Genomic DNA, 23,998 nt, shown 5'->3' with positions numbered 1-23,998 from the left:
CGCTAAGGCCCGAGGATATCCTTCAGTGCGGCCAGGCGGTCGTCCCAGTCGCGCGCCAGCGCGGCCAGGAACTGTTGTGCGACCTGCATCGGCGCGGACTGCAGGTGGTATCGCACCCGGCGGCGCTCGCCGGGCTTCGCGAGCACCAGGCCGGCTTCGGCCAGCAGGCCAAGGTGTTTCGCGATCGCCTGCCGAGTGATCGGCAGCCGATCGGCCAGGTCGGTCGCGGTCGCCGGGCCGTGCTCGGCGAGCGCGCCCAGGATCGCGCGCCGGCTCGGGTCAGCGAGCGCGATGAACACCTGTTCCGCGATCGCTTCGGGATCAGCGGGCATCGAGGTACACGACCAGCTTGTCCAGCTCGCGCACCCAGCCGCGCGAGTTCTCCGCGAACGCCGGCGCGTGCAGCTCGTCCGGCAGCTGCGCGAAACCACTCTCGACCACGGTCAGCCGGGTGCCGCCCGCGTTCGGCTCCAGGGTGAACTCCACGTACGTACGGCGGGGGTCGTCCTTCGCGAGTCCCTCGATCGGCCAGCTGAACCCGAACACCGACGGCTCGTCGACGCGCTCGATCCGCAGGTCGGCGGCGGGCGCGTCGGTCCACTGCAGCGTCGCCGATCCGCCCGGCCGCAGGTCGATCGTGGCCTTGCTGCTGAACCACGCCTCGAGTCCCTCGGCGGTGGTCACCGCCGCCCACACCGCGGCCGGCGGCTGCGCCAGCTCGAGTACGCGCTCGATTCGGTCCGGAAATCCCATCGGTCAACTCCCTCGTTATGGCAACCAGTTGATTGCAATATCTAATCTATTGCAATCGACTGGTTGCGTCAAGGGTCATTCGCGCCAGCCGGTGAGGTCGACGGACTTGGCGGTGTCGACCCGGAAGCCGAGCTTGATCGTGGTCTCGGCGCCGGCGGCCAGGTCGAGCTTCCAGGTGAGGACGCCGAGCTCGGTGGTCTCGGCCGGGTCCGGCGTGGTGCTGACCGGTTTGACGGTGATCTCGTGGTCGCGGGACACCGGTAGCTGGTCGAGGACCGTGATCCGCGCGGTGCGCGGCGTGTGGTTCTCGATCGTGGTCTCGTACTCCACCTCACGACGGCGCGTCGATCCGAGCGTGGCCTTGCTCGCCGTCCGCCGGGCCAGCTTGCGCTCGACCCGGATGCGGTCGTCCAGGCCGAGCGCGAGTTCGACCTCCTCGCCGGGCGCCCAGAGGGGGAGTGCGGCCGAGCCGACGTAGTCCGCCTCGTGGAAGACCGCGGTCCGGCCGGCCGGGAGGGTGTGCGCGGACGAGTTCACCACGGTGGCGCGCAGGTGCACGGCGGTCGAGCGGACCGGCGCGGTCACGTAGTCCAGCTCGGCGTCCAGGTCGATCGCGGCAATCGTCGCGCGATGCGACGCGCCATCAGCCGGTACGGCGACCGGCCGCGGTGGCGTGTAACTGGCCGCCGTCACGCCTTGCTCGACGACAGCCTCGACCTGATCGAAGGCCGGCGCGGCCGCCAGGTCCGCTTGGGGCGTTACCTGTCCGGTGAGAGAGCCCCGACCGCCATATGCGACGGCACCCGGCGCGGCAGGCATCGGCGGGACCGGCCGGAGCCGGTCCAGGAACCACGGCTCCAGCTCGGGCACCTTCGCGCCGACGGTCGGCCGCGCCGTCGACAGGGTGAGATCGCACTCCGGCCAGTCCTCGCCCGTCCGTTGCTGGATCAGCCCGTACCAGCTCAGCGTCAACTGATCACCAACCAGCCGGATGTCGTACGAGCTGGTCCATCCCGCCGACGGAACGACGTACGAGAGCTCGACCTCCACTTCCGCTTCGGACTCCAGGGTCACCGCGACCGCGGCCGCGCGCCGGTCCGGAGTGCGCTGCTTGGCGAGCGACTCCAGCCGCCGATCCACTGCTGCCAGCCGCTTCTCGGCCGCACGCCGCTCAGCCGCGAGCTCCCGGCGTTTGGTGCGTACGGCGGCGAGTCGTGCAGCCAGCGACTCGGTGAACTCGCCCAACTCCGCACCGCCGTCACCAGCAGCCAGCGTCCGTGCGAAGCTGCTACCCGCACGCCGGGCCAGCTGTCCCAGGAACGTGTCCAGCTGCTGCTGCACCTCATCGGCATCGACCAGTACGTTCACCTGTTCCGCAGCGTCGATCCGCTCCCGCTCCAGTGCGGCCACCACATCGTCCGGTGCTTCCGGATGGTGCTGTGTCGCCAGGTCCACGCCCAGCACGGTCGCAGGTCCACGACCGGACACCCGTAGCGAGTCCGCCTCCAAGGACAGTGGCAGCGGTTCGACGTACACGGTCTGATCTCCACTTGGCACGGTGATCCGCCCGCGCCGGGTCACCCGGGCCCGGCCGGGGTACACCACGACGGCAACGATCGGCGCATCCACCACGAGTCGACTCATGTGTCGACAGTAGTTCGCGATCAGGGCTGGGTGTTGGTTTGCAGCGGGTGCTTCGGTACTGCGACTCGGATCGCTGCCGCGCTCGTGTCGGACGGTACGGTGATGGCGCCGCGGGAGACCCACTGGGTGATGTTCGCGACGATGGTTGCGACCGCTTTCTGTGCGTCCGCGTTCGGTGTGGAGTTGTTCCAGTTCGACGGGCAGCGCTGGACCAGGAAGCAGCCGTACGCGAAGGTCGAACCGTTCATCACCCGTGCGCCCGATGGAGCTGTGTACGTGGTCGCCTGCATCGGCGCCGCACGCCCGTTCGTGTGGCAGATGCCGGTCCCGCTCGCGATCGTGGTGAGACCCGGCTGTTTGTAGAGACCCGGCCAGACGTAGTCGATCTCGCCGGCCACGAAGCCGGGGATGCTACTCACCTGCACGCCGGCGAACATCCAGCCGCTGCCTGTGGGCAGGTCGTTCCCCAGCACCGCGCAGGTGTAGTCCGCACCGAGCAGCGGCTGTGACGCGTACGCGTCACCCAGGTACCGCCAGGTCGTCGAGTTGTACCCGTCGGTGTACCGGTCGATGTCCCACGTACGCCGGGTGCTGTCGGTGAAGGTGATCCGCCGGTACGCGGTGTTGGCGCCGAGGTTCGCGACGTTGACGCCCTTGCTGATCGCTTGACTCAACGCCGCCCGCATCCCGAGCGAGTAGTACTCGTCGTGGCCCGGCAGGAAGATCGTCCCGGCGCGCGACGGCAGCTCCCCGCCGAACTGGTCCAGGTCGTTGTCGGTCCAGTACGTGACGTCGAGGCCCTTCGACTCCGCCCAGAACACCAGCCCCTGCTCGAGTGAGAGGTACTGCCCGGACCCCTGACCGTCACCGTAAGGCCGGTCGTACGACAGGCGACCCGATCCGCCGCTCAGGCTGCTGTAGAAGCTCACGCCGCCGTAGCTGTTGTACGCCTCCCAGGTCGCGGTCGCCTGCTGGATCAGCAGCGCGTGCTTCGTACCGGTGTCATCGCGGACGGTCAGCGGCGCGTACGTCGCGGAGGTTCCGTCGCTGACCTTGATCAGGTACGTGCCTGGCACCCAGTTCTTGTCGATCGGGATGCTCAACGTCTTGGTCCAGTTCACTGCCGTTGTCATCCGCAACGGATTGCCGCTGGCCGACGTACCGCCGGTGGTCGGCGGCGGCTGGATGGTGGTGGGTACGTTCGCCTTTTGCCAGATCGCACGCGCACCGAGCCCGGCGTAGTACCCCATCCGGTACGCGGTGACGGTGACCGGACTCCCCGGGTCGCCGACGTTGCCCGTACCGCCGGGGCTCACCTTCAGGTCGACGGTGTCACCACAGCTGGCCGACACCGCCGTCAGGTACGCGGCCAGGTTCCCGTTCATGCTGGCCGGAATGACCCAGCCGGCGGTTCCGGCGTTGGCGTTCTCCGCGACCGTCGACGGCCAGTGGTCAGGGCAGCCGGTCGGAATGCCGCCGAACCCGCTGTCTGCCACGGGCGGCATCGGGGCAGGTGGTGCGATGAACGCGGCGGCGCCCGAGCCAGAGCTCAGAACGACCCCGGTCGAGGTGGTCGCGGAGACCGACAGCGTCATGTTGCCGCCGTACCTGGACAGCAGCAGGTTGTTCACCGGGATGGCCAGGCGGGCGCCGAGCGCGACGTTGATCGGTGCTTTCGGCCGCCAGGTCGCGTAGCCGCCGGAGGTGGTGAGCGTGCCGTTGACGGTCGTCACCCGCCCGGTCGAGCCGGTCGGCAATTGCATCCGGACAGCGGCGAGCGCGCCGGCCCTGGTGATGGTGCTCTGGTACGTCAGGTTGGTCGTCTGCGCGGGGATCGGGTTCGTCGCGCGGATCGCGACGGACGCGGTGTACGTGCGCAGCGGCTGCAGTACGCCGGCGCCGGAGGTCAGTGTCGCGCCGGTGGTACCGAGCGCCTTGAAGCCGAGCGTCCATGGTCCACCGGCGGGCAGCCGCAGTCCGTACAGCGGAATCGCGAGACGGGCGCCGACGGCAACCTTCGTGGTCCGCGCCGGCCGCCACCGCATCACCGTCCGGCTGACCGCGCTGATGGTGCCGTTGACCGACGTCACCCGTCCGGTGCTGCCGGACGGGATCGCCATCGTGATCTCGCGGATCGTCCCGGCCTTGAGCACCGTCGCGCGGTAGGTGAGCGTCGTCGTCCCGTTCGCTGCGCGCGTCGCGGTGATGCTGACGGCAGCGGTCGCCGCGTCGGCAGGCTGATTGACGAATCCGATCGTCGCAGCGACAACACTCAGCGTCAGCGCGGCGACCAGCAGCTTTCGGACCATGGTTCCCCCCAGGCCGGACTGAAGTCTTCCCCCACTTGCAGAGTAGGAAGAGAAATCGCGTTCGGGGAGGCCCTGTGGCCAATCGGTGACCAAACTGGCCCAGACCGCAACTGTCGGTACCTGCACGTGCCCGGACCGTGCTCGAACCCCGCCCACACCGGTGGATATCCACTGCTGTTGTGGGTTCTCCACCGGTACACGAGTGGAGAACCCACCACGCGAGCAGATATCCCCGCACTGCTTGCCTCGCGCAGGACCTATGCCGCGCAGCGCACACCTGGCGGCGTCCCCTGGGCTGGCGGCTGGCAGGGAATGTGAGCGCTGGCGCACTGCAACACGCCAGCGGTCAAACAACCCGCCAGCGGTGACACAACCCGCCAGCCGCCGGCGGTATGCCGGGGATGGCGGGAGCGGGTTGAGCGCTCCGTGTCCAACCGGCTGCGCGGCCGGTCAGCCACGCGGCCCCCACCCGCGGATCAGTGACAAGCGCCGGACGCCCCCCAAACCGGTTTGGGGTGAGTAACGGCCTGTTCCGGGAGTGCAGCCCGCCCCACTCCGCGTACACAATCACCCCCAAACCGGTTTGGGGAGGGCCGGCACCCCCGCCCCAGCAGCCGTTTGACGAAAACCAAGCGGGGTGCCCCCCGGAACTTCTGCGGAAGATCGTGAGTTGGGAGAATGGCCTGTCCTCCGCGAGAAAGGTGTCTCACTGTGTCGGCTGCTCGCTTGGTCGGTCGTGGATTGCTTGTCGGCGGATGCTGACGACGGGTTGGTCCGTTGCCTTGACGGCCGTTTTCGGGGGCACCGGTGCGTACTGCGTGGCGCGGTTGGCGACCCGGCGATGGGCCGGGATCGGGACGATCGTCGACCTCAACCATGTGGCGATGAGCGTCGCGATGCTGGTGATGGTGTGGTGGCCGTCGTTCAGCGGCGGCAGGTGGATGCAGGTGGCGGTGTTCGCGGGCGTGGGTGTGGTGTTCGTACATCACCTGATCGGGTCGGACACGATCACGGCGCGGGCCGGCGCGCTCGCGCATGTGGTGATGAACGGCGGCATGGTGTGGATGCTGGTCGCGATGCCCGCGCTGATGGCTGCCGGTGGGATGGCGGGGATGGACGCGATGGCCGGGATGCATCATGGCGGTGCGGCTGTCTCGTCGGGTGTGCAGGCGTGGGTGACGATGCTGACCTGGGACGTTGTCGTGGTCCTCGCTCTGGGCGCGGCGTGGTGGATTGCCCAGGCGGTGCGTACGCGGGGTCATCGGGTGCTGTGCGGTTGCCATGGACTGGCCTGTGCGGGGATGGCTGGAATGCTGGCCCTGATGATCCCTGCACTGTGAGTCCCGACACGAGCGCGGTGGGAACTTGCCGGCTGGTTCGGTCGTACTTCCGGGTGGGCCTGTTGCCCGCGCCCACTGCTGGACGTTTTCGATAGGACACTTGGCTGATATGTCATGACGATCCCCACCCGTTCGGTCACACCGGTGGAGCGGTCCTCGCGGCAGCCGCGTACGTGGCTGAAATTGCTGCTGGTTCTGTTCGCTGCGCTCGCGGTAGTTGTTCCTGTGGTGACGACGGTTGTCGTTGGGGCCGACAGCTACCTGCGGATCGCGCGGGATGATCCGGGGCGACTGACCAGTGTTCTGACTGTTGTGGTTCGGGCTGTCTGCGAGCTGGCCGCGCTGGTGACTGTGGGCGGTTTGGCCTCCGCGGTGCTGGTTGGGCGGCACCGGCCGGTGCGTGACGCCGGGTCGAAGCGGCAGCTCGAGGTGGCGGAGTGGTTTGAGCCGTTCGTCATCCGCCGGGCTGCTGCGACATGGGCGATCAGCGCGGGGCTGCTGGTGCTGTTGGACGCGCTTGACTCCAATGGGCAGCCGTTGTCGCGGCTGGCGGATCTGTCGGCGGTCGGGTTCTCGATGTTCGGCGGGGATGCGGCGCGGGCGTGGATGGTTGCTTGTGTGGCCGCGATTGCTGCTTGGGTGACCGGTGCGCTGGCGGTGCGATGGGTGACGTACGGCGTGGTGCTGGTGGTTGCGCTGCTTGGTTCACTCGCACCGGTTGTGGTCGGGCAGGTGCTGGTCGGGCCGAACCACGACTTCGGGAGCGACGCAGCGATCTACCAGACGGTCGCTGGGCAGGTGCTGCTTGGTCTGCTGGTGGTGCAGGCGCTGCGGATGGCTACTGGTCGCAAGGTGCGGGTGGGGGAGCGGCGCCGGTGGAAGCTGGTGGCGGTCGCGCTGCTGGTGGTCATGGTGGTTGCTGAAGTCGTGCTGCTGTGGTTCAAACTCGCCGGCTCATCGCCAACCGCCTCGGCAACTGGCTGGTTCGAGCTGGTACGTCTGGCAAGCCTGGTCATCGTGGCAGCTGGTCTTCTGCTCGCGATGCGCTCCGGCCGCGCGGAGACCGCGCCCGACAGTGCGCCGGGTGCGCCGGGTGCGGCTGGTGCGGCGCCGGCGGGGCGGGTGCAGGGTGCTCTGGCGTTGGCTGTTGCTGGGATCGGGGTGTTTGTCGCGGCGGGGATTGCGATGACGCGGATTCCGCCGCCGCAGTTCTTCGTGCCCACCTCGGTCAGCCAGATCTTCTTCGGCTTCGACCTGCCGAACGGCCCGTCCTTCAGCACCCTGGCCGGGCAGTGGCGCCCCAACCTGTTGTTCGCGGTAGCCGCGGTCGTGGCCATCGCCGGCTACCTGCTGGCCGCCGGAAAGCTCAGGCGGCGCGGTGAGCACTGGCCGGTGCTCCGGACCGTCGCGTGGGTGATCGGCTGGGCGCTGATTCTCGTCGTCACCAGCTCCGGCCTCGGCAAGTACTCGGGCGCCGACTTCGCCATCCACATGGTCGTCCACATGACTCTGTCGATGCTCGCCCCGATCCCGCTCGTCCTCGCCGGACCGCTCACGCTCCTGCTCAGAGCGTTGCCGACGGCAAGAGACGGTCGCCCCGGCCCGTACGAGTGGATCACCGCCGCGCTGCACTCCCGCTTCCTGCGCGCGCTGTACCACCCGCTGCTCGTCTTCGTCCTGTACATCGGGTCGTACTACGCGCTCTACCTCACCGGCGCCTTCGGTACGTTGATGAAGTTCCATTGGGCGCACCAACTGATGAACGGACACTTCCTGCTGGTCGGCTGCCTGTACTTCGGGCTGGTGATCGGGGTCGACCAGACGCCGCGCAAACTGCCGTCGCTGGCGAAACTCGGGTACATCATGGCCGCGATGCCGTTCCACGCGTTCTTCGGCGTGATCCTGATGTCCGGCGGCATCATCGGCGAGGAGTTCTACCGGCATCTCGATCTCCCGTGGGCGACCGATCTCGCAGGTACGCAGCAGGCCGGGGGCGGGGTCGCATGGGCGGGTGGCGAAGTCCCGCTGCTGATCGTGGTCATCGTGCTCGCGCTGCAATGGGCGATCCAGGACAAGAAGGAAGCACGCCGCCTGGATCGGCACCTGGACACCGGGCTGGACGATTCCCACGACGCGTACAACGCCATGCTCGCCCGCCTCGCCGAGCGCAGCGGAGCCGAACGCAGCGGAGCCGAACGCAGCGGTAAGGAGCTCAAGTGAGCCTGGTTGATCAGCGTCCTGTGGATACGCTCGAGCTGGCCGTCGACGGGATGACGTGCGCCGCCTGTGCGAACCGGGTCGAGCGGGCCCTGAACAAGCTCGAAGACGTCACCGCGAGCGTCAACTACGCGACCGAGCGGGCCGTCATCCACGGCAGTGGTCCCGAGCTCGCCGAGCGGGCGGTCGCCGCGGTGGTGAAGGCCGGCTACCAGGCCTCGGTGCGCGACACGGACGACGAGGGGGAGTGGACCCGGCGCTCGTTCGGCGACCGGGTTTCGGCCCTGCGGCGGCGGCTCGTGGTCGCGATGCTGCTGGCGATTCCGTTGATGGACGCAACGATCATCCTGGCGATGGTGCCGCGGCTGCGGTTCCCGGGGTGGGAGTGGGTCTGCGTACTGCTGGCCGTCCCGATCGTCACCTGGGCCGCGTACCCGTTCCATCGAGTGACGGTACGGAACCTCCGCCACGGCAGCGTCAGTATGGACACGCTGGTGTCCTTGGGGATCGCGGTGTCGTTCGGCTGGGCGGTCGCGTCGATCCCGTTCGGCGGCGGAAGCTTGTACTTGGATGTGGCTGCCGGGATGACCGTGTTCCAGCTGGCCGGGCGGTACTTCGAGACCCGGTCGCGCCGGCAGGCGGCCGACGTGTTCGATGCCTTGAGCAACCTTGCCGCGCCGATCGCGCGGGTGCTCGCGGACGGCCAAGAGCGTGAAGTGCCGACCGCGCAGGTCCGGAAGGGCGAGGTGGTCGTCGTACGCGCCGGGGAGACTGTGCCGGTCGATGGTGTCGTGCTTGAAGGTACGGCGTCGATCGATACGAGCGCGGTCACGGGTGAGCCGGTGCCGCGGACTGCCGAGCCTGGGCACGAGATGATCAGTGGCAGCATCACGCTCGACAACCGGTTGTTGCTGACGGCAACCGCAGTCGGGGCGAACACGCAGCTCGCGCAGATGGCTGTGCTCGCTGAGCGCGCGCAGGAACGCAAGGCGCGCATCCAGCACACCGTCGATCGGATCATCACCTGGTTCGTTCCGGCTGTTATCACTCTTGCCGTGCTGGTGGCGGTCGCTTGGCTGGTGGCTGGTGCGAGCCCGCAACGTGCTGTCAGTGTGGGTGTCGCGGTGCTGGTGATTGCCTGTCCGTGTGCGCTGGGTCTGGCCACGCCGACAGCGCTGATGGTCGGAATCGGCCGCGGCGCCTCGCTGGGCATCCTGATCAAAGGCCAGGACGCACTGGAGGCCAGCGGTGTCATCGACACCGTAGTCCTGGACAAGACCGGCACCCTGACCACCGGCGAGATGACAGTCACCACAGTCGAACCGGCCGTGACGGTCGACGGGGACGACGAGTTGCTGAGGTACGCGGCGTCGGTCGAGCGAGGCTCCGAGCATCCGATCGCCCGCGCGATCGAACGCGGCGCCGCCGGCCTCGATCTGCTCCCGGTCGACAACTTCGAAACCCTCCCCGGCCTCGGCGCCTCCGGCACCGTCGCCGGACACCACGTCCTCGTCGGCAGCCCCGCCCTCCTCGAAACCCACAACATCAAGCCGACCCCGCAAGCAATCGCGCCCCCGGAGCAATCGGGTGTTGGGCGGGGGGTTGTTTATGTGGCGATCGATGGTGTGTTTGCTGGGTCCATCAGGTTGTCCGACGACATTCGGTCGAGTGCTCGTGAAGCTGTTGGTGCGCTGCATGCGCAAGGTTTGCGGACGATTCTGCTTACTGGCGACGACGCTCCGGCTGCCCGCGCGGTGGCGGCGGATCTTGGCATTGGCGACGTGCGCGCGAACGTTCTGCCCGCGGACAAGGCCGGTGTGATCGCCCAGCTGCAGGCGGACGGCCGCCGGGTCGCGATGGTCGGTGACGGCATCAACGACGCGGCAGCGCTCGCCACCGCCGACCTCGGCCTGGCCGTCGTCAGCGGCACGGACATCGCGCTGAAGTCCGCGGACATCGTCCTGGTCCGCGACCACCTGGGCGTGATCCCGGACGCGATCGGCCTGGCGCGCAAGACCCGGCAGACCATCCACCGCAACCTGATCTGGGCGTTCGCATACAACGTGGCCGCGCTCCCGATCGCCGCGGCCGGACTGTTGAATCCGCTGATCGCGGCCGGCGCGATGGCCCTCTCCTCGCTCTTCGTCACCCACAACAGCCTCCGGCTCCGCGACTACGGCCGCCGACACGCTGAGTAAGCGCGCAGCTCCCGCCTCGGCTACCTAGCATCGAAGGTGCTGTGCCGTCGAGCCGAGGAGCCCGTCGTGACCGCTGAACCAGGACAAGCCGGGACGACGAGTCGTACGTCGGCGGCCCGGCTGCTCGTAGAGCTCGCCCACGAGCGGTTCGACACCCCCGCCCCGGTCGCGCCCGTCCACATCGGCTATCGCGAAGAGACGATCGAGAAGCTCGAAGGGGAGCGGGCGGAGTTCCTCCGGACGCGGCTCGCGGACTGCCCGTCCTGGCTGGTGACAGCGGCGACGAACCGGGTCACGTGGACCGACAGCGACGGTGTCTCCAATGTCGCGTACAGCGGCGCGCTCGGTCCGGTCGTGCCGATCGTGGCGCGGGAGGCGACGCTGGCTTGGTGGCACAAACTGGACGCCGACCCGGCCGGACGTACGGTGAACGACGCCGAGGGAGAGTTGCTGGCGACGGTCACGACCGACAAGCTTCCGCGAGAGATCCTGCGCAGCGGCGTCGAGGCCGCGGCCCGGGTGCTGGTTCAGCACGCGTATCTGGCCGACCGAACGCCATACACCGATCCCGCGTCATTCGCTGCCGTACTACGTGACAGCGGGCTCTTCACAACAGTCGCCGGTACGTGGCACTGGGGTTTGCAGGCATCAACGTACCGCCGCGGTCTGATCCCCGTGCAGCTGATCTGCTTCGGCGGCCGCGTCACGTACTCGGCCGACTCGGTCGCGGCCCTTCGCGCCATGAAGGACGCCCGCATCGCAGCCGCCCAAGCAAACGACCGCCCCAATGACCACGCCGACCCGAGCGCGGAGCAGTACGCCGCTCTGGAAGGCAATGAGCACCCACGCTGCCTGGCCCATCCGCCGCAGCTCATCGACGGTCACCGCGTCAGCCTGCTCACCCAGCTCGCCGCGGCGTACGTCGACACCTTCACCCAACTGCTCGAGCTCGTCACCCTGACCAGCAGCACCTCGACCGAAACGGAGACCAGCATGTCCGCAACATCCTTCGAGGTCCCGGACATGACCTGCCACCACTGCATCAACACGATCACCAAGGCGGTGGCGGAGTTCGGCGTCGAAGCACCCACCTTCGACCTCGAAACCAAGCGCGTCGTGGCCAGCTTCCCGTCCGCGGAGATCCGGGAGCAGAGCTACGCGGCGATCCGCGCGCACGGCTACACGGTCGTACCGGCCGCGGCCGGCTGACGGTCGCGGAAGACCAGCCAGCGCATCGCGCAGTACATGTACACGCCTTCGCAGAGCCCGGCCAGGATGCGCGACACGTGGTATTCCAGGCCGAGGTACGACAGCCCCGCGCCGAGGCCGAGGATCAGTACCAGATAGTTGACGATGACAACGATGACGTACGTACCGAGCTGCGGCCCGACCGGTGCGTGTGAACGGAAGTTGAACGCCCGGTTGAGTACGTAGCTGAGCCCGAACGCACAGCAGTACGCGACGGTGATCGCGAGCCAGAGTGGTACGTGTAAGCCGGACCGAAGCGCGGTGAGCAACGAGAGATCCACGCCGAACGTGAACCCGTTGATCAGCACGAACCCGAGCAGATTGGGCGGCACACCAAGAGAGTGTGCCAGGCCACTGGTTGCGTCAGTTGGCTAGGGTTGGTGTCGAGATGAAGGGACTCCGGTGGCTGATGACGCGTGCGGTCGTGCTGCTCGCTGCCCTCGTTGCCGTGTGTGCGTTTCACGGCGCGGCCTCGGAGCCTGCTGGTGCCGGGACGGCCGCGGGACAGACGACATCGGTCCAGCTCGTCGGGCCGTTGCACGTGGACCTGAGTGAGGTCCCGTCCACGGTGTCGAACGTCGAGCAGCACGCGCATCTGCTGTTCGTCGTGCTGATGGGCGCCTCGATCGCGCTCGGGTTGGTACTGATGGCCAAGGCGTTGCGCCTGGTCGCGTACGTGCCGGCGGAGCAATGTTCTTCGCCGCCCGTCACAACTGGACCGACCTGGTCCAGAGGTCCTTCGCTGGCTGAACTCTGCGTGGTGCGCAGGTAGGCCGACGCATGTCCCGTGTGGTTGAGCTCAAGGAGCTTTCGGCCACCACTGATTCATGTCTCGTCGGTTTTCTCCTTCAGCAAAGGACAGCAGGATATGAGTACCAATGCCCGGATCTCGATCGGTATCGCGGTCGCGTTCGCCGCCGTCATCGGAGTACTGCTCGTACTGAACGGTCGTGGTGACGATCGCGGTGGTCAGAGCGCCGCCGCTGCCGCGCAGGACGAACGACTGGTCCGCGCGGACAGCCATCGCCTGAACAAGGCGGACGACAACAAGGTCACCTTCGTGGAGTTCCTCGACTTCGAGTGCGAGGCCTGCCGCGCGGCGTTTCCGGCCGTGGAGCAGTTGCGCGAGAAGTACGACGGCAAGGTGACGTTCGTCGTGCGTTACTTCCCGATTCAGAGTCATTTCAACGCGGAGCGCGCCGCCCGGGCGGTCGAAGCGGCGGCCGCGCAGGGCAAGTTCGAGGCGATGTACCGCAAGATGTACGACACCCAGACCGAATGGGGCGAGAAGCAGGTGCCCGCGGACGCCCGCTTCCGTACGTACGCCGAGCAACTCGGCCTGAATGTTGCCGCCTGGGACAAGAAGTACAACGACCCGGCGACCCTGGAGCGGATCAAGAAGGATGTCGCCGACGGCGATGCGCTCGGTGTGACCGGTACGCCGACGTTCTTCCTGAACGGCAAGAAGCTCGAACCGAAATCGATCGACGACCTGGTCGCGAGCATCGATGCCGAACTCAGGTAACCGCGCGCTCGCGTGGTTGCTGCTGCTCGGCGGTACGGCCGGACTGATCGCCGCGGGCGTCCTGACGGTCGAGAAGATCGCTCTCCTGCGCGATCCGGCGTACGTGCCGTCCTGCAGCATCAACCCGGTGCTGTCCTGCGGTTCGGTGATGTCCACCGACCAGGCCGAGGCATTCGGCGTCCCCAACCCGCTGCTGGGTATCGCTGGGTTCGCGATCGTCGCCACGGTCGGGGCCGCGCTGCTGGCCGGCGCGCAGTTCCGGCGGTGGTTCTGGCTGGGGCTTCAGACGGGTGTGACGTTCGGCGTTGTGTTCGTGCATTGGCTGATCTTCCAGAGCCTGTACCGCATCGGCGCGCTCTGCCCGTACTGCATGGGTGTCTGGGCAGTGACGATCCCGATCTTCTGGTACGTCACGCTGCACAACCTGCGGACCACCAGGATCGGGCAGGGCGCCGCGCGGGTGCACAGCGTCGTACTCACCTGCTGGGCAGCCGTTGTGATCGGCCTGATCACTGCGCGATTCTGGTCGTACTGGACCACGCTGGTCTGACTTCAACAAACCGTTGACGCGCTGCGGAGCATGTGCCACTCTGTCGCTACTCGGAATCAGATTTCCGTAAGGCGGAATTGTCTGGAGGCAGGCATGGCACACCGCTCCGAATCCCACGGTCCTGAAGCGCTCCGGCCGGAAAAGAAACGGCCGGAAGTGAAACGGCCCGAAGACGAACGGCTGCCGTTCGGGCAGCTGCTCGTCTACGGCACCCAGCACATCCTGACCATGTACGGCGGCCTGATCGCCCCGCCGCTGATCGTCGGCGCGGCGGCCGGGCTGTCCGCGCCGGACATCGGGCTGCTGATCACGGCCGGCATCTTCATCAGCGGACTCGCGACGCTGCTGCAGTCGCTGGGCCTCGGGCCGTTCGGGGCCAGGCTGCCGATCGTGCAGGGCATCTCGTTCGCGAGCGTGTCCACGATGGTGTCGATCGCCTCCCGCGACGGCGTCCGGCCGGTGTTCGGGGCGATCCTCGTCGCCGGGGTGATCGGCGTGATCCTGTCGTCGTTCTTCGCGCACCTGGTCCGGTTGTTCCCGCCGGTGGTGACCGGGACGATCATCACGGTGATCGGGATCTCGCTGCTGCCGGTCAGCTTCGACTGGGCGCTCGGCGGTGTCGGCGCCAAGGGGTACGGCGATCCGGGCAACATCGCGCTGGCCGGCCTGACGCTGCTGGTGATCCTGGTGATCAGCCGCCTTTTCCAGGGTTTCGTGTCCCGGCTGTCGATCCTGATCGGCATGATCGCCGGCACCCTGGTCGCGATCCCGTGGGGCAAGGCGGACTTCGGGGCGGTCGGTCACGGCCCGGTGGTGTCGCTGCCGCCGGTGTTCGGCCTGGGGACGCCGGTGTTCGACGCCGGCGCGATCGTGGCGATGACGATCGTGGTGCTGGTGATCATGACCGAGACGATGGCCGACATCATCGCGATCGGTCAGATCGTCGAAACCCCGGTCGACCACCGGCGGGTCGCGAACGGGCTGCGCGCGGACATGCTGTCCACTACGGTCGCGCCTGTCTTCGGAGCGTTCCCGGCGAGCGCTTTCGCGCAGAATGTCGGCCTGGTCGCGATCACCGGCATCAAATCCCGGTTCGCGGTCGCGGCGGGTGGGGGAGTGCTGGTCCTGCTCGGGCTGGTGCCGTTGTTCGGCCGGGTGGTCGCCGCGATTCCGGCGCCGGTGCTGGGTGGGGCCGGGATCGTGCTGTTCGGATCGGTCGCGGCAAGCGGCATCCGTACGCTCTCGCGGGTCGAGTACGCCGACAATCTGAACCTGGTGGTGGTCGCGGTGTCGCTCGGGATGGGGATGGTGCCGATCGCGCGACCGCACTTCTGGGACAAGTTCCCGTCCGGTGTCGGCGTCGTCCTGGACTCGGGGATCAGCGCGGCGGCGGTGACCGCTGTACTGCTCAACTTGTTCTTCAACCGCTGGCGGGCGCTGCTGAAGGCGAAACCGTCGGTGTTCGCGGCCGCTCCGGACGAGCGCGGTACGCCCTTGCCGGAGGCTTGATCGATCCATGTTGCTGTGGGCAACTGATTAGAGGAAGCTGAGAGACGCCTGCAATACTTGAATTCCGGAGCTAGCCTGGTTGGGTGCCGACAACCGGCGAGGGTGGACGCGGGGGATTTCGGGCGCTGACCAGATTTCTTGGTATCAGCGCACTCGCCGGTGCGCTCGCCGCCGGGCTGGTGGTGCCGATCGTCGGTCTGGCCGGCGTCGGGACCGAGCGGGTGGTCGACTCGCTGACCAGTCTGCCGGAGAAGCTGATCGCCGGCGCGCCCGACGTACGCACCCGCATCCTGGCCGACGACGGCAGCCTGATCGCCAACCTGTACGAGGAAAACCGGGCCCCGGTCGGGCTGAACCAGATCGCGCCGAGCATGCGGCAGGCGATCGTCGCGATCGAGGACTCGCGGTTCTACCAGCACGGCGCGCTCGACCTGCAGGGCACGCTGCGGGCGATGATCCGCAACCGCGCGGACGGCACCACCGTGCAGGGCGGTTCCAGCATCACCCAGCAGTACGTGAAGCTGACGTTGCTGGAGAATGCGCGCACTCCGGCGGACCAGCGTGCGGCGACCGCGTTGACGTACCAGCGCAAGCTGACCGAGCTCCGGTACGCGATCGAGGTCGAACAGCGATACTCCAAGGACCAGATCCTGGACATGTACTTGAATCTGGCGAACTTCGGCGACGGCACGTACGGCGTGCAGGCCGCTGCTCAGCACTACTTCGGGGTGAACGCGTCGCAACTGACCTTGCCGGAGTCCGCGATGCTGGCCGGGATCGTGAAGAACCCGAGCGGCTACGACCCGGTGTCGAACCCCGGACCGGCCACGAACCGGCGCAACACCGTGATCGGACGGATGCTGCAGCTCGGGGTGATCTCGGTCAGCGACGCGAACCGCGCGCTGCGTACGCCGGTGATCGATCTGTCCCAGGTGCACCCGATCCTGAACGGCTGCGCGAACTCGGCGTACCCGTTCTACTGCGAATACGTGGTGTCGAAACTGCTGCAGAACCCGGCGCTCGGGGACACGCCTCAGCAGCGGGACCATTACCTGAAGACCGGCGGGCTGACGATCCGTACGTCGCTCGATCCACGCATCCAGGCCGCCGCGCAGAAGTCGATCGACGAGCACAGCAACCCGAGTGACAACACGATCGCCGCGGTGACGGTGGTCGAGCCGGGCACCGGGCTGGTCAAGGCGATGGTGCAGAGCAAGCCGTACGGGTACGGGAAACATGAAACGGCGTACAACTACAACGTCGAGAAGTCGTACCCGGGTGGGTACGGCGGGTTCCAGAACGGGTCGACGATGAAGGCGTTCACCATCGCCGCCGCGATCCAGCAAGGTATTCCGATCGATTACAAGATCAACTCGCCGGACCAGATCGACCTCAGCAACGTACCTTTCCGTACCTGCAAAGGCTGGACGCGGGACGGGAACTACACGCCGAAGAACTCGACCAAGAGCGGCGATTTCACCATGGTCGACGGCGCCCGGTACTCGGTGAACACGTACTTCCTGCAACTGTCCGAGAAGACCGGAATCTGCGCACCCGCGACCATCGCGGCCAAGCTCGGGATGTACAACGCGCAGACGCTGAAGCCGCTCGACCAGGTCGTTTCGTTCACGCTCGGAGTCGGGTACGTGACGCCGCTGATGTTGTCGAACGCGTACGCGACGTTCGCGGCGCGCGGGGTGCACTGCGAACCGCTGCTCGTCACCGGGATCACCGACCAGAACAGCAAGTCGATCCCGACGCCGGGGGAGGCGTGCAAGCAGGTGCTAGAGCCGTGGGTCGCGGACGGTGTGAACCGGGTGCTGAGCGCGGTGATGGAGCCGGGTGGTACCGGCGGGAATCTGAAGTTCGGCAACTGGGCGCTGGCGGGGAAGACCGGCACGATCAACAAGAACCTGGCGGTGTGGTTCTCCGGGTACGCACCGAACCTGGCCGCCGCTGCCGTGGTCGCCGACGCGACGCCGCCGTACACGAACCTGATCGGTCAGCGACTGGATGGTCAGGACATCAGCGACCCGACCGGGTCCGGCACCGCCGGCCCGATCTGGGAAACCGCCATGCGCGGCGCCCTCCAAGGCCTGCCCCGCGACCACTTCACCACCCCACCCGACCGAGTCCTCGGCAGCTTCGCGAACAACAGTTCCAGTTCGAACTCCAACAGCTCCAACTCGAACTCCAACCAGAACCAGAACCAGGGCAGCCCGGGTACCGGTCACTGAACCGCCAACCCAAGTGACACCGTCGTTATGGGTGGACGGGTCCCTTGGTCGGGCCTACCTTGCCGCCCGTTCCGGTGGCGGTGGAGGCCTGGTTGTGGAGGGTCGGGAGGTTGCCTACGGCGGGGTGTTTGTGGCCCATCGGGCCTTCGGCGAGGGACTTGAAGAGGTTTTGGGTCACCTGCCGGGCGAAGTCCACCGACGGCTGGCCGACGTTGTTCTCCGGGTCCGGGCCTTGCAGTGCGCGGACCCACTCGATCGTCCCGGTGGTGAACACCCCGGCCCCGGACGGCACCGTGTAGTAGCTCGCGTCCGAGACGGTGTGCTTCGGGCCGCAGGTGATCGGCGAATGCGCGACGACCTGCAGGTTCTGCGGCGTTCCGGCGATCGGGTACGCACGGTCAGCCTCGTCGCCGATCAGCCCGGCGTACGCCGACCCGACCCCGGCACCGGTCCCGGTGAAGAGGAAGAAGTTCGGGTCGAGCACCGTGAACGCGCCCTTCGCCGGGAAGCACTCGTAGAGCATCCCGGTCAGCGAGTTCTCCGGATCCGGGTACGGCGCCGCGCGCCAGTGCACGGTCGTGTCGGGCGCATTGTGCTGCGGATCCAGCCTCGCGTCCTTGTACCCGATCATGATCCGGTTCGCACCATGGGCGTCGGGCCCGTACCGGACCCGCCAGAACACCGAGTTCGCGCCCATGAACGCCAGGTTCGTCCCGGCGTCACGGGCCCTGGTGATGGCCGCCCGGGCCGGCAGCGTCCAGTACTCGTCATGTCCGCCGAACACGATCGCCTTGGCACCCTTGAGCATGCCCGGATCTGCTTGCAGATCAACGCTGGTCGCGTACGCGAGCCGTACGCCGCTGCGCTCCGCCTGCTGAACCAGCGGCACGTTGTCGGTCAGCATCCCGCGCGCGCCGTTGAGGTCGTACGGGCGGTCGAACGTGACCATCAGCGACCGCTTGGCCGCCGACTTCCGTGGGCCGTGGTAGAGCGAGTAGCTGCCCCAGGCGTTGTACGCCTCATCGGTGTTGACGCCGCTGACGATCAGCACCGCGTCGCGGGCGCTGTCCGAGCGGACGACCAGCGGGACGTACTTCTCCTTGCCGTTGGTGGCCCGGAGCAACAAAAGGTAGCTGCCGGCCGGCCAGCCCTTCGTCTGTACGGTCAGCGAGGGCGACCAGTTGGCCGCGGTGATCATCCGGTCCTTGGTGAGGATCGGTTGCGGCTGCGCCTTGCCGGGGATGCTCGATGACGTCCAGATCAGCTTCGCACCGGCGCCGGCGTACCAGCCGATCCGGAAAGCGCGGACCGTGTACGCCCCCGCGGAGGACGTGACGAACAACCGGAACGGTTCGCCGCTGCGTACGCTGACATGGTCCGCGTACCCGGCGAGCTCCATCGGACCGGCCACCTGGCTGTCGTGCATCTGCCAGTCGCTGCTGCCCGACTGGGGTTGGCTGGAGCCCATCACCTCGTGGCCATCGCCGCTGTCCGGTGAGCTGCTGGTTGTTCCTGGTGAGCTCTGGCAACCAGTCGCCAAAGCCAGTACGAGTGCTCCCGCCGCCAGTACTTTTGTAGCCCGCACGAGGCCTCCCCAAGGTCGTCAAAGCATGGTACGCACGCGCAGGCTTACAGCAGGCTGAGAAGCAGGTGGTCTGCCTGTCGGATTCCGCCGGGCGCCGTTCGTCAGGTACATGTGGAGACATCACAAGGAGGCGGTCATGCCGACTGACGAGAAGCGAACGTTGCATCGGGCCCTGGAAGAGCGTGTGGTCCGCGGCGAGGGCAGGTCCGCGGTGGAACTGCGCACCCAGGCCTTCGCGAACGAGGGCGTACCCGCGGCGCTGGGCGTGCTGGTCGACAAGATCGCCAACCGCCCGACCCAGGTCACCGACAGCGACCTGCAGGCGGCCAAGGCGTCCGGGTTGAGCGAGGATGAGCTCTTCGAGCTGGTGGTCTGCGCGGCCGTCGGCAAGTCCACCCGCTTGTACGACGCGGGGCTGGCCGCGCTTGAGGAGGCGACCGATGCGTCTTGACATCCTCAACAACGGCTACAGCGCGGCCAACAAGGCGCTGTTCACGGTCATCCGGCTGTTCTCCGGCCATCCGCTGCCCGACGCCGCGAAGATCACGTTCTACCGCTCCGACTTCTACGGCAATCCGGCGAAGGCGTTCACGCAGCAGGCGATGCGCGGTCCGTCCAGCTGGTCCGTCGCCGACCGCGAGCTGATGGCCGCGTACGTCTCGAAGGTGAACGACTGTGCCTTTTGTATCGGCGCCCACACCGCCACCGCGACCCAGGCGTACGACGACGCGCCGCGGGTGACTGCCACGCTCGCGGACCTCGAGTCGGCGCCGCTGGAAGAACCGCTCCGCGCCACCCTTCGGGTGCTCGGCATCCTTGTGCGTACCGGCAAGGTCACCGCCGCGGACATGCAGGCTGCCCTTTCGGCGGGCGCGACCGCTGCCCAACTCAGGGATGCCCTCGCGGTCGCGGTCGCGTTCAACACCACGAACACGCTGGCCGACGTCTTCGGCTTCACGCTGCTGACACCGAAGGGGTACACCGCGGGCGCTCGTTTCCTGCTGAAGCGCGGGTACGGCGGCTGATCAGTTCTTGGGCCGGGCGCCCTGTGCGCGGAGGCTGAGGTAGGTCAGTCCCGCGATCGGGACCGGCGCCCAGAACTGGATCAGGCGCCACGACAGTACCGCGAGCAGTGCGGTTTGCGCCGGTACGTCGTACCCGATGAGCGTGGAGACGGCGATGCCCTCGACCACGCCGATTCCGCCGGGCGTCAGCGGGATGACGGCGGCCAGGTTGGCGGCGCAGTACGCGAGCAGGAGCGGTACGGGATGCATCACGTAGCCGTACGCGGCCAGGAAGGTCCAGAGCACGGCCGCGTCGAGCAGCCAGTTCAGCGTGGCCCAGATCAGGAACGCCTTGCGGACCTCCCGGTCGGCGAGCAGGTCGCGCAGGCGGTGGGTGACCGATGAGATCCACGGACGGATGCGGTCCGGGAGCCGGTCGAGCGTCGCCTGCAGTACGCGCGCGGACAGCCGCTCGATCCTTGATCGCTGCCGTACGGCCAGCAGGCCCCCGACCAGCGCAATCAGTCCGATCAGGAACATGGTGAGGTACGCCGGTGTCGCCTCCCGTAGTGCCACTGCGGGAATGGACGTCAGCCAGGCGACAAGCACCAGCGCGAGCGGTGACGCGATCGCCTCCGCGGTGACCGTCGCCGTCACATCGGTCGGCCGGGCTCCGCCGGACACCAGCAGGCGAAAGCGCAGTGCGGTCGCGGTGGCCGCGCCTCCGGGTACTACGTGGCTCACGCCGTACCCGGTGAGGTCCGAGCGCAGGATCCAGAAGAAGTTGACGTGCTGGTGTGCGACCAGCGCCCGGGTGAAGAGCGAGTAGCAGACCAGGCTGGCCGCCTCGAGCAGGACCGCGGTCACGACCCAGCTCAGGTTGAGCTGCTCCACGCGGTGGAGCGACTCGCGGGCGAGCGCGAGTTTGGGCAGCACGATGTACTCGACGACCGCGATCAGGATGAGCAGGGACACGGCCGTCCACACCCGCCGGTACCACGGCGTCCGGGTCCGCGTCGCTGTCTCGGTCACGAGCACACTCCCTCCACTTCCCAGTCTCGCTCAGATCGCTCTTGCGTTTTCCCAGATACCCCCCTAGGGTATCGATCGTTTCCACGGATCAACTCCCAGGGATCGCGCGGCCTGCGTCGATACCCTGTACGGGTAAGGGGTAAATATGAGTACGATTTCCGCACCGCCGGTGAGCCGGCGGTGGTGGGCGCTCGCGGTCATCGCCGCGGCGCAGTTCATGGTCATCATGGACACCTCGATCATCGGGGTGGCACTCCCGAAAATGCAGGCTGACCTGGGCTTTTCGCCCGGCAACCTGTCCTGGGTGTTCAACGCGTACGTGGTCGCGTTCGGCGGGCTGCTGCTGCTCGGCGGCAAGCTGTCCGACCTGATCGGTGCGCGCCGGATCTTCGCGGCCGGGTGGGCGGTCCTGCTGGGCGGCTCGGTCGTCGCCGGGCTGGCCGGAGGGGTCGGCGCCGAGCTGACCGGGCGCGCGATCCAGGGCATCGGCGCCGCACTCATCGCGCCGGCCGCGCTCACGCTGCTGATGATGCTGTTCGGTGCGAACCCGAAGGAACTGACCAAGGCGATCGCCCTGTACGGCGCCGCGGCCCCGGCGGGCGGCACCGCGGGCGTGTTCCTCGGCGGCGTGATCACCGAGTACCTGTCCTGGCCGTGGGTGTTCTTCCTGAACGTGCCGATCGCACTACTCGCGCTGGCCGCGACGCCGTACCTGATGCCGCGGGGAACCGCGACCAAGGGCTCGGTCGACGTACTCGGCGCGCTGCTGGTGACTGCCGGACTCGGTGTCGGTGTTTACGCGATCGTTCGGGCGCCTGAAGTCGGCTGGTCGTCCGCGCAGACCTTGCTGGCCGGATTGGCGGCGGTGGTGCTGCTGGGGTTGTTCATCGCGCTGCAAGCACGTCGGCGTACGCCCTTGATGCGGCTCGGCATCTTCACCAACCCGAACCTGGCCGCGGCGAATGTGGCTCAGTTGCTGCTCGGTGCGGCTTGGGTGCCGATGTGGTTCTTCCTGAACCTGTACCTGCAGCAGGTGCTCGGGCTGAGCGCGTTCCCGAGTGGTTCGGCGCTGCTGCCGATGACGACGTTCATCATGCTCGGCATGATCGTGGTCGCGCCGCGGCTGATGAACGCGATCGGCCCGAAGCGGACCCTGGTGACCGGTATGACGGTGCTGACCGCCGGCCTGATCCTGCTGTCCTTCCTGCGATCCGACGGCTCGTTCTGGGTCGACGTCCTGCCGGCTTCGCTGGTCGCCGCCGCGGGTATGTCGCTTGCCTTCATCCCCAGCCTCGGACTGGCGCTGTCGTCGGCCCGTCCGGAAGAGGGCGGCCTGGCCTCGGGCATCGTCAACACCAGCTACCAGATCGGCTCGGCGCTCGGCCTGGCCGCCATCACAGCCGTTGCCTCCAGCAACGGTGCCAACCAGCTCGGCAACCTGCCGGCGCTGACCAACGGCTACTCGGCCGCCCTGATCGGCGCCGCGGTCATCGCTGCGGCCGGCGCGATCGCCACCCTCGTCTGGCTCCGCACCCCGAAGCCGGCCCCAATCCCGACGGAGGCGCCGGTCGCCCAGTGAATCAGCGAACTGACCGCCGCGGCCGCCTCCCGGAATTCTCGGGAGGCGGCCGCTTCGGGGTGCCGGCGGGGTCAAGCTGCCGGCGGGGTCAGGCCGGCAGCGGGTCAGGCCGGCAGTGGATCAGGCTGCCAGGAGGTCGGCGAGGTCGGTTCGGGCTCGGGAGACTCGGGAACGGACGGTGCCGACCGGGTAGCCGAGGTGGGTTGCGGCTTGGGCGTACGGGACGCCCGCGAGCTGCGTCAGTACGAAGACCTCGCGCCGGCTGGCGGGGAGTTGATTGAGTACGTCGGCCAGTGCGATGCGCTCCTCGAAGCCGGGGAGATGGGTCGGCTGGGATTGTTCGGCGGCGCGTTGCCAGTCGCGGTCGGAGATCCGCGGGCGGCAGGCCCGGTGGCGCAGGTCGTCGGCGACCGTACGGCGGGCGATCGACAACAGCCACGTACGCGCCGACGAGCGCCCCTCGAACCGGTGCAGGCTCTTCAAGGCACGGAGGAAGGTTTCCTGGGTGAGGTCGTCGGCCGAGTTCGGGTCGGCGCTGAGGGCGGTGACGTAGCGGCGGACGTCGCGCTGCAGCGTACGAACGAAGTCGTCGAGGGCGGTGAGGTCCCCTGCGCGGGCGGCGAGCGCGAGTTCGGTTGGGTCTAGGAAGGCAGAAGCCATGACATAGGTCCTTCGGAAGTCCAAGGTCCGGCAGACCGCGGGAACGCGCGGCAGGCTGGTTGGCCGGTGCCGCGGTCGACGTTTCAGCGTTCGACGGTTCGACGTTCGACGTTTCGACGTTTCGGCGTTCGGCGCGAGGTGCCGGTGAGCGGAGAGGCGGTGCCGGATGGCACGCCTGGACCCGGGCGGGTTGTCGCGTTGTGCGCCCGGGTTTGTGCCGGCTGTCAGGTGACAGCGAGTGCTCTTGGCGGACCTCTGGAGGTGATGGCGTGGACGAGCAGGACGTCCCGGAACGTGCTGGGGGAGCTGGCCGGCCGGATGCTCGGTCGGTGCTCGGTCAGGTGCCGGCCGGCGAGTAGCCGCAGTGGCGACAGGAGCCGGGTGGCCAGCGACCGGAGGATGCTGAACGCGGCACGCTCGCCGTACGCGAGCCAAACCCCACAGACAAGCGCCGCGAGCACGTGAACCGCGAACATCCCGACCGACGCGGCACCGGCCATGTGGTGCCCAAGCGCCGCGCCCCCGGATGTCCCGGACATCCCGGACATCCCGGACATGCCGGACATGCCGGACATGCCGGACATGCCGGACATGCCGGACATGCCGGA

At 67.9% G+C, this 23,998-nt stretch carries 21 protein-coding genes; 12 read left to right on the top strand and 9 right to left on the bottom strand.

The features are described 5' to 3' along the window. Positions 1 to 2: 2 nt before the first annotated feature. The 4 genes from ABD260_RS23410 to ABD260_RS23395 form a co-directional block, all read right to left on the bottom strand. Positions 3 to 332, bottom strand: coding sequence for an ArsR/SmtB family transcription factor (locus ABD260_RS23410; protein ID WP_344236331.1), 330 nt, complete (start codon positions 330 to 332; stop codon positions 3 to 5). Then, positions 322 to 753 carry an SRPBCC domain-containing protein gene (locus ABD260_RS23405; RefSeq protein ID WP_344236329.1) on the bottom strand — a complete coding sequence of 144 codons (432 nt, stop codon included), beginning with the start codon at positions 751 to 753 and terminating at the stop codon, positions 322 to 324. The genes ABD260_RS23410 and ABD260_RS23405 overlap by 11 nt, the downstream gene beginning before the upstream one ends. A gap of 75 nt (positions 754 to 828) precedes the next feature. Then, positions 829 to 2,397 (bottom strand): DUF4139 domain-containing protein, encoded by a 1,569-nt coding sequence (locus ABD260_RS23400; RefSeq protein ID WP_344236327.1) that lies wholly within the window; start codon positions 2,395 to 2,397, stop codon positions 829 to 831. A 20-nt stretch (positions 2,398 to 2,417) separates the two neighbouring features. Continuing rightward, positions 2,418 to 4,706: a N,N-dimethylformamidase beta subunit family domain-containing protein gene (locus tag ABD260_RS23395; protein WP_344236325.1), complete on the bottom strand. Its 2,289-nt coding sequence runs from the start codon at positions 4,704 to 4,706 to the stop codon at positions 2,418 to 2,420. Positions 4,707 to 5,461: 755 nt separating this feature from the next. Here ABD260_RS23395 and ABD260_RS23390 point away from each other — a divergent pair. The 4 genes from ABD260_RS23390 to ABD260_RS23375 all read left to right on the top strand — a co-directional run bounded on the left by ABD260_RS23390 (position 5,462) and on the right by ABD260_RS23375 (position 11,670). Further along, positions 5,462 to 6,046, top strand: a complete 585-nt coding sequence (locus tag ABD260_RS23390) for a DUF5134 domain-containing protein (RefSeq protein ID WP_344236323.1) — start codon at positions 5,462 to 5,464, stop codon at positions 6,044 to 6,046. Between the two features lie 114 nt (positions 6,047 to 6,160). Continuing rightward, positions 6,161 to 8,266, top strand: a complete 2,106-nt coding sequence (locus tag ABD260_RS23385; protein ID WP_344236321.1) for a cytochrome c oxidase assembly protein — start codon at positions 6,161 to 6,163, stop codon at positions 8,264 to 8,266. Next, entirely contained in the window at positions 8,263 to 10,461 is a 2,199-nt protein-coding gene (locus ABD260_RS23380; protein ID WP_344236319.1) for a heavy metal translocating P-type ATPase, read from the top strand. The genes ABD260_RS23385 and ABD260_RS23380 overlap by 4 nt, the downstream gene beginning before the upstream one ends. Positions 10,462 to 10,527: 66 nt before the next feature. Continuing rightward, positions 10,528 to 11,670, top strand: a complete 1,143-nt coding sequence (locus ABD260_RS23375; RefSeq protein ID WP_344236317.1) for a heavy-metal-associated domain-containing protein — start codon at positions 10,528 to 10,530, stop codon at positions 11,668 to 11,670. On the opposite strand, the gene ABD260_RS23370 is transcribed toward ABD260_RS23375, so the two are convergent. Beyond that, positions 11,640 to 12,041: a GtrA family protein gene (locus ABD260_RS23370; RefSeq protein ID WP_344236315.1), complete on the bottom strand. Its 402-nt coding sequence runs from the start codon at positions 12,039 to 12,041 to the stop codon at positions 11,640 to 11,642. The genes ABD260_RS23375 and ABD260_RS23370 overlap by 31 nt on opposite strands. A gap of 56 nt (positions 12,042 to 12,097) precedes the next feature. On the opposite strand from ABD260_RS23370, the gene ABD260_RS23365 reads away from it, so the two are divergent. The 5 genes from ABD260_RS23365 to ABD260_RS23345 all read left to right on the top strand — a co-directional run bounded on the left by ABD260_RS23365 (position 12,098) and on the right by ABD260_RS23345 (position 17,530). Continuing rightward, the gene (locus tag ABD260_RS23365; protein WP_344236313.1) at positions 12,098 to 12,481 is read left to right on the top strand and encodes a hypothetical protein; all 384 of its coding nucleotides are present in this window, start codon (positions 12,098 to 12,100) and stop codon (positions 12,479 to 12,481) included. 96 nt (positions 12,482 to 12,577) lie between these two features. Further along, a complete protein-coding gene (locus ABD260_RS23360; protein ID WP_344236311.1) occupies positions 12,578 to 13,234 on the top strand; it encodes a DsbA family protein in 657 nt (218 codons plus the stop codon). Then, positions 13,218 to 13,784, top strand: a complete 567-nt coding sequence (locus ABD260_RS23355; protein WP_344236309.1) for a vitamin K epoxide reductase family protein — start codon at positions 13,218 to 13,220, stop codon at positions 13,782 to 13,784. Before ABD260_RS23360 ends, ABD260_RS23355 begins: the two co-directional genes overlap by 17 nt. Positions 13,785 to 13,940: 156 nt before the next feature. Beyond that, a complete protein-coding gene (locus ABD260_RS23350) occupies positions 13,941 to 15,293 on the top strand; it encodes a nucleobase:cation symporter-2 family protein (RefSeq protein ID WP_344236307.1) in 1,353 nt (450 codons plus the stop codon). Between the two features lie 83 nt (positions 15,294 to 15,376). Continuing rightward, positions 15,377 to 17,530 carry a transglycosylase domain-containing protein gene (locus ABD260_RS23345; RefSeq protein ID WP_344236305.1) on the top strand — a complete coding sequence of 718 codons (2,154 nt, stop codon included), beginning with the start codon at positions 15,377 to 15,379 and terminating at the stop codon, positions 17,528 to 17,530. A 25-nt stretch (positions 17,531 to 17,555) separates the two neighbouring features. On the opposite strand, the gene ABD260_RS23340 is transcribed toward ABD260_RS23345, so the two are convergent. Then, entirely contained in the window at positions 17,556 to 19,115 is a 1,560-nt protein-coding gene (locus tag ABD260_RS23340; protein WP_344236303.1) for a N,N-dimethylformamidase beta subunit family domain-containing protein, read from the bottom strand. A 136-nt stretch (positions 19,116 to 19,251) separates the two neighbouring features. On the opposite strand from ABD260_RS23340, the gene ABD260_RS23335 reads away from it, so the two are divergent. Continuing rightward, positions 19,252 to 19,566: a hypothetical protein gene (locus tag ABD260_RS23335; protein WP_344236301.1), complete on the top strand. Its 315-nt coding sequence runs from the start codon at positions 19,252 to 19,254 to the stop codon at positions 19,564 to 19,566. Next, a complete protein-coding gene (locus ABD260_RS23330; protein ID WP_344236299.1) occupies positions 19,556 to 20,140 on the top strand; it encodes a carboxymuconolactone decarboxylase family protein in 585 nt (194 codons plus the stop codon). Before ABD260_RS23335 ends, ABD260_RS23330 begins: the two co-directional genes overlap by 11 nt. On the opposite strand, the gene ABD260_RS23325 is transcribed toward ABD260_RS23330, so the two are convergent. After that, complete coding sequence (locus tag ABD260_RS23325) at positions 20,141 to 21,151, bottom strand: lysylphosphatidylglycerol synthase transmembrane domain-containing protein (protein ID WP_344236297.1); 1,011 nt, start codon at positions 21,149 to 21,151, stop codon at positions 20,141 to 20,143. It abuts the gene before it with no gap. 145 nt (positions 21,152 to 21,296) lie between these two features. Between ABD260_RS23325 and ABD260_RS23320 the strand changes: the two genes are divergently transcribed. Next, positions 21,297 to 22,730 carry an MFS transporter gene (locus ABD260_RS23320; protein ID WP_344236295.1) on the top strand — a complete coding sequence of 478 codons (1,434 nt, stop codon included), beginning with the start codon at positions 21,297 to 21,299 and terminating at the stop codon, positions 22,728 to 22,730. A gap of 120 nt (positions 22,731 to 22,850) precedes the next feature. On the opposite strand, the gene ABD260_RS23315 is transcribed toward ABD260_RS23320, so the two are convergent. Then, entirely contained in the window at positions 22,851 to 23,390 is a 540-nt protein-coding gene (locus ABD260_RS23315; RefSeq protein WP_344236293.1) for a sigma-70 family RNA polymerase sigma factor, read from the bottom strand. A 224-nt stretch (positions 23,391 to 23,614) separates the two neighbouring features. Then, positions 23,615 to 23,998, bottom strand: a 384-nt coding sequence (locus tag ABD260_RS23310; RefSeq protein ID WP_344236291.1) for a hypothetical protein, incomplete at its 5' end; no start/stop codon positions are given.

Origin of the sequence: Kribbella hippodromi (genome assembly GCF_039531045.1) — a bacterium.
GTDB classification, from domain to species: domain Bacteria; phylum Actinomycetota; class Actinomycetes; order Propionibacteriales; family Kribbellaceae; genus Kribbella; species Kribbella hippodromi.
Note: the sequence above shows the minus strand (reverse complement) of the source record. Positions and strands in the feature narration are given on the sequence as shown.

What these genes read in the sequence shown, in the direction of transcription:
- ABD260_RS23410 (WP_344236331.1), bottom strand. Translation starts at nt 332, where the DNA reads ATGCCCGCTGATCCCGAAGCGATCGCGGAACAGGTGTTCATCGCGCTC.
- ABD260_RS23405 (WP_344236329.1), bottom strand. Translation starts at nt 753, where the DNA reads ATGGGATTTCCGGACCGAATCGAGCGCGTACTCGAGCTGGCGCAGCCG.
- ABD260_RS23400 (WP_344236327.1), bottom strand. Translation starts at nt 2,397, where the DNA reads ATGAGTCGACTCGTGGTGGATGCGCCGATCGTTGCCGTCGTGGTGTAC.
- ABD260_RS23395 (WP_344236325.1), bottom strand. Translation starts at nt 4,706, where the DNA reads ATGGTCCGAAAGCTGCTGGTCGCCGCGCTGACGCTGAGTGTTGTCGCT.
- ABD260_RS23390 (WP_344236323.1), top strand. Translation starts at nt 5,462, where the DNA reads ATGCTGACGACGGGTTGGTCCGTTGCCTTGACGGCCGTTTTCGGGGGC.
- ABD260_RS23385 (WP_344236321.1), top strand. Translation starts at nt 6,161, where the DNA reads ATGACGATCCCCACCCGTTCGGTCACACCGGTGGAGCGGTCCTCGCGG.
- ABD260_RS23365 (WP_344236313.1), top strand. Translation starts at nt 12,098, where the DNA reads ATGAAGGGACTCCGGTGGCTGATGACGCGTGCGGTCGTGCTGCTCGCT.
- ABD260_RS23360 (WP_344236311.1), top strand. Translation starts at nt 12,578, where the DNA reads ATGAGTACCAATGCCCGGATCTCGATCGGTATCGCGGTCGCGTTCGCC.
- ABD260_RS23355 (WP_344236309.1), top strand. Translation starts at nt 13,218, where the DNA reads ATGCCGAACTCAGGTAACCGCGCGCTCGCGTGGTTGCTGCTGCTCGGC.
- ABD260_RS23335 (WP_344236301.1), top strand. Translation starts at nt 19,252, where the DNA reads ATGCCGACTGACGAGAAGCGAACGTTGCATCGGGCCCTGGAAGAGCGT.
- ABD260_RS23330 (WP_344236299.1), top strand. Translation starts at nt 19,556, where the DNA reads ATGCGTCTTGACATCCTCAACAACGGCTACAGCGCGGCCAACAAGGCG.
- ABD260_RS23320 (WP_344236295.1), top strand. Translation starts at nt 21,297, where the DNA reads ATGAGTACGATTTCCGCACCGCCGGTGAGCCGGCGGTGGTGGGCGCTC.
- ABD260_RS23315 (WP_344236293.1), bottom strand. Translation starts at nt 23,390, where the DNA reads ATGGCTTCTGCCTTCCTAGACCCAACCGAACTCGCGCTCGCCGCCCGC.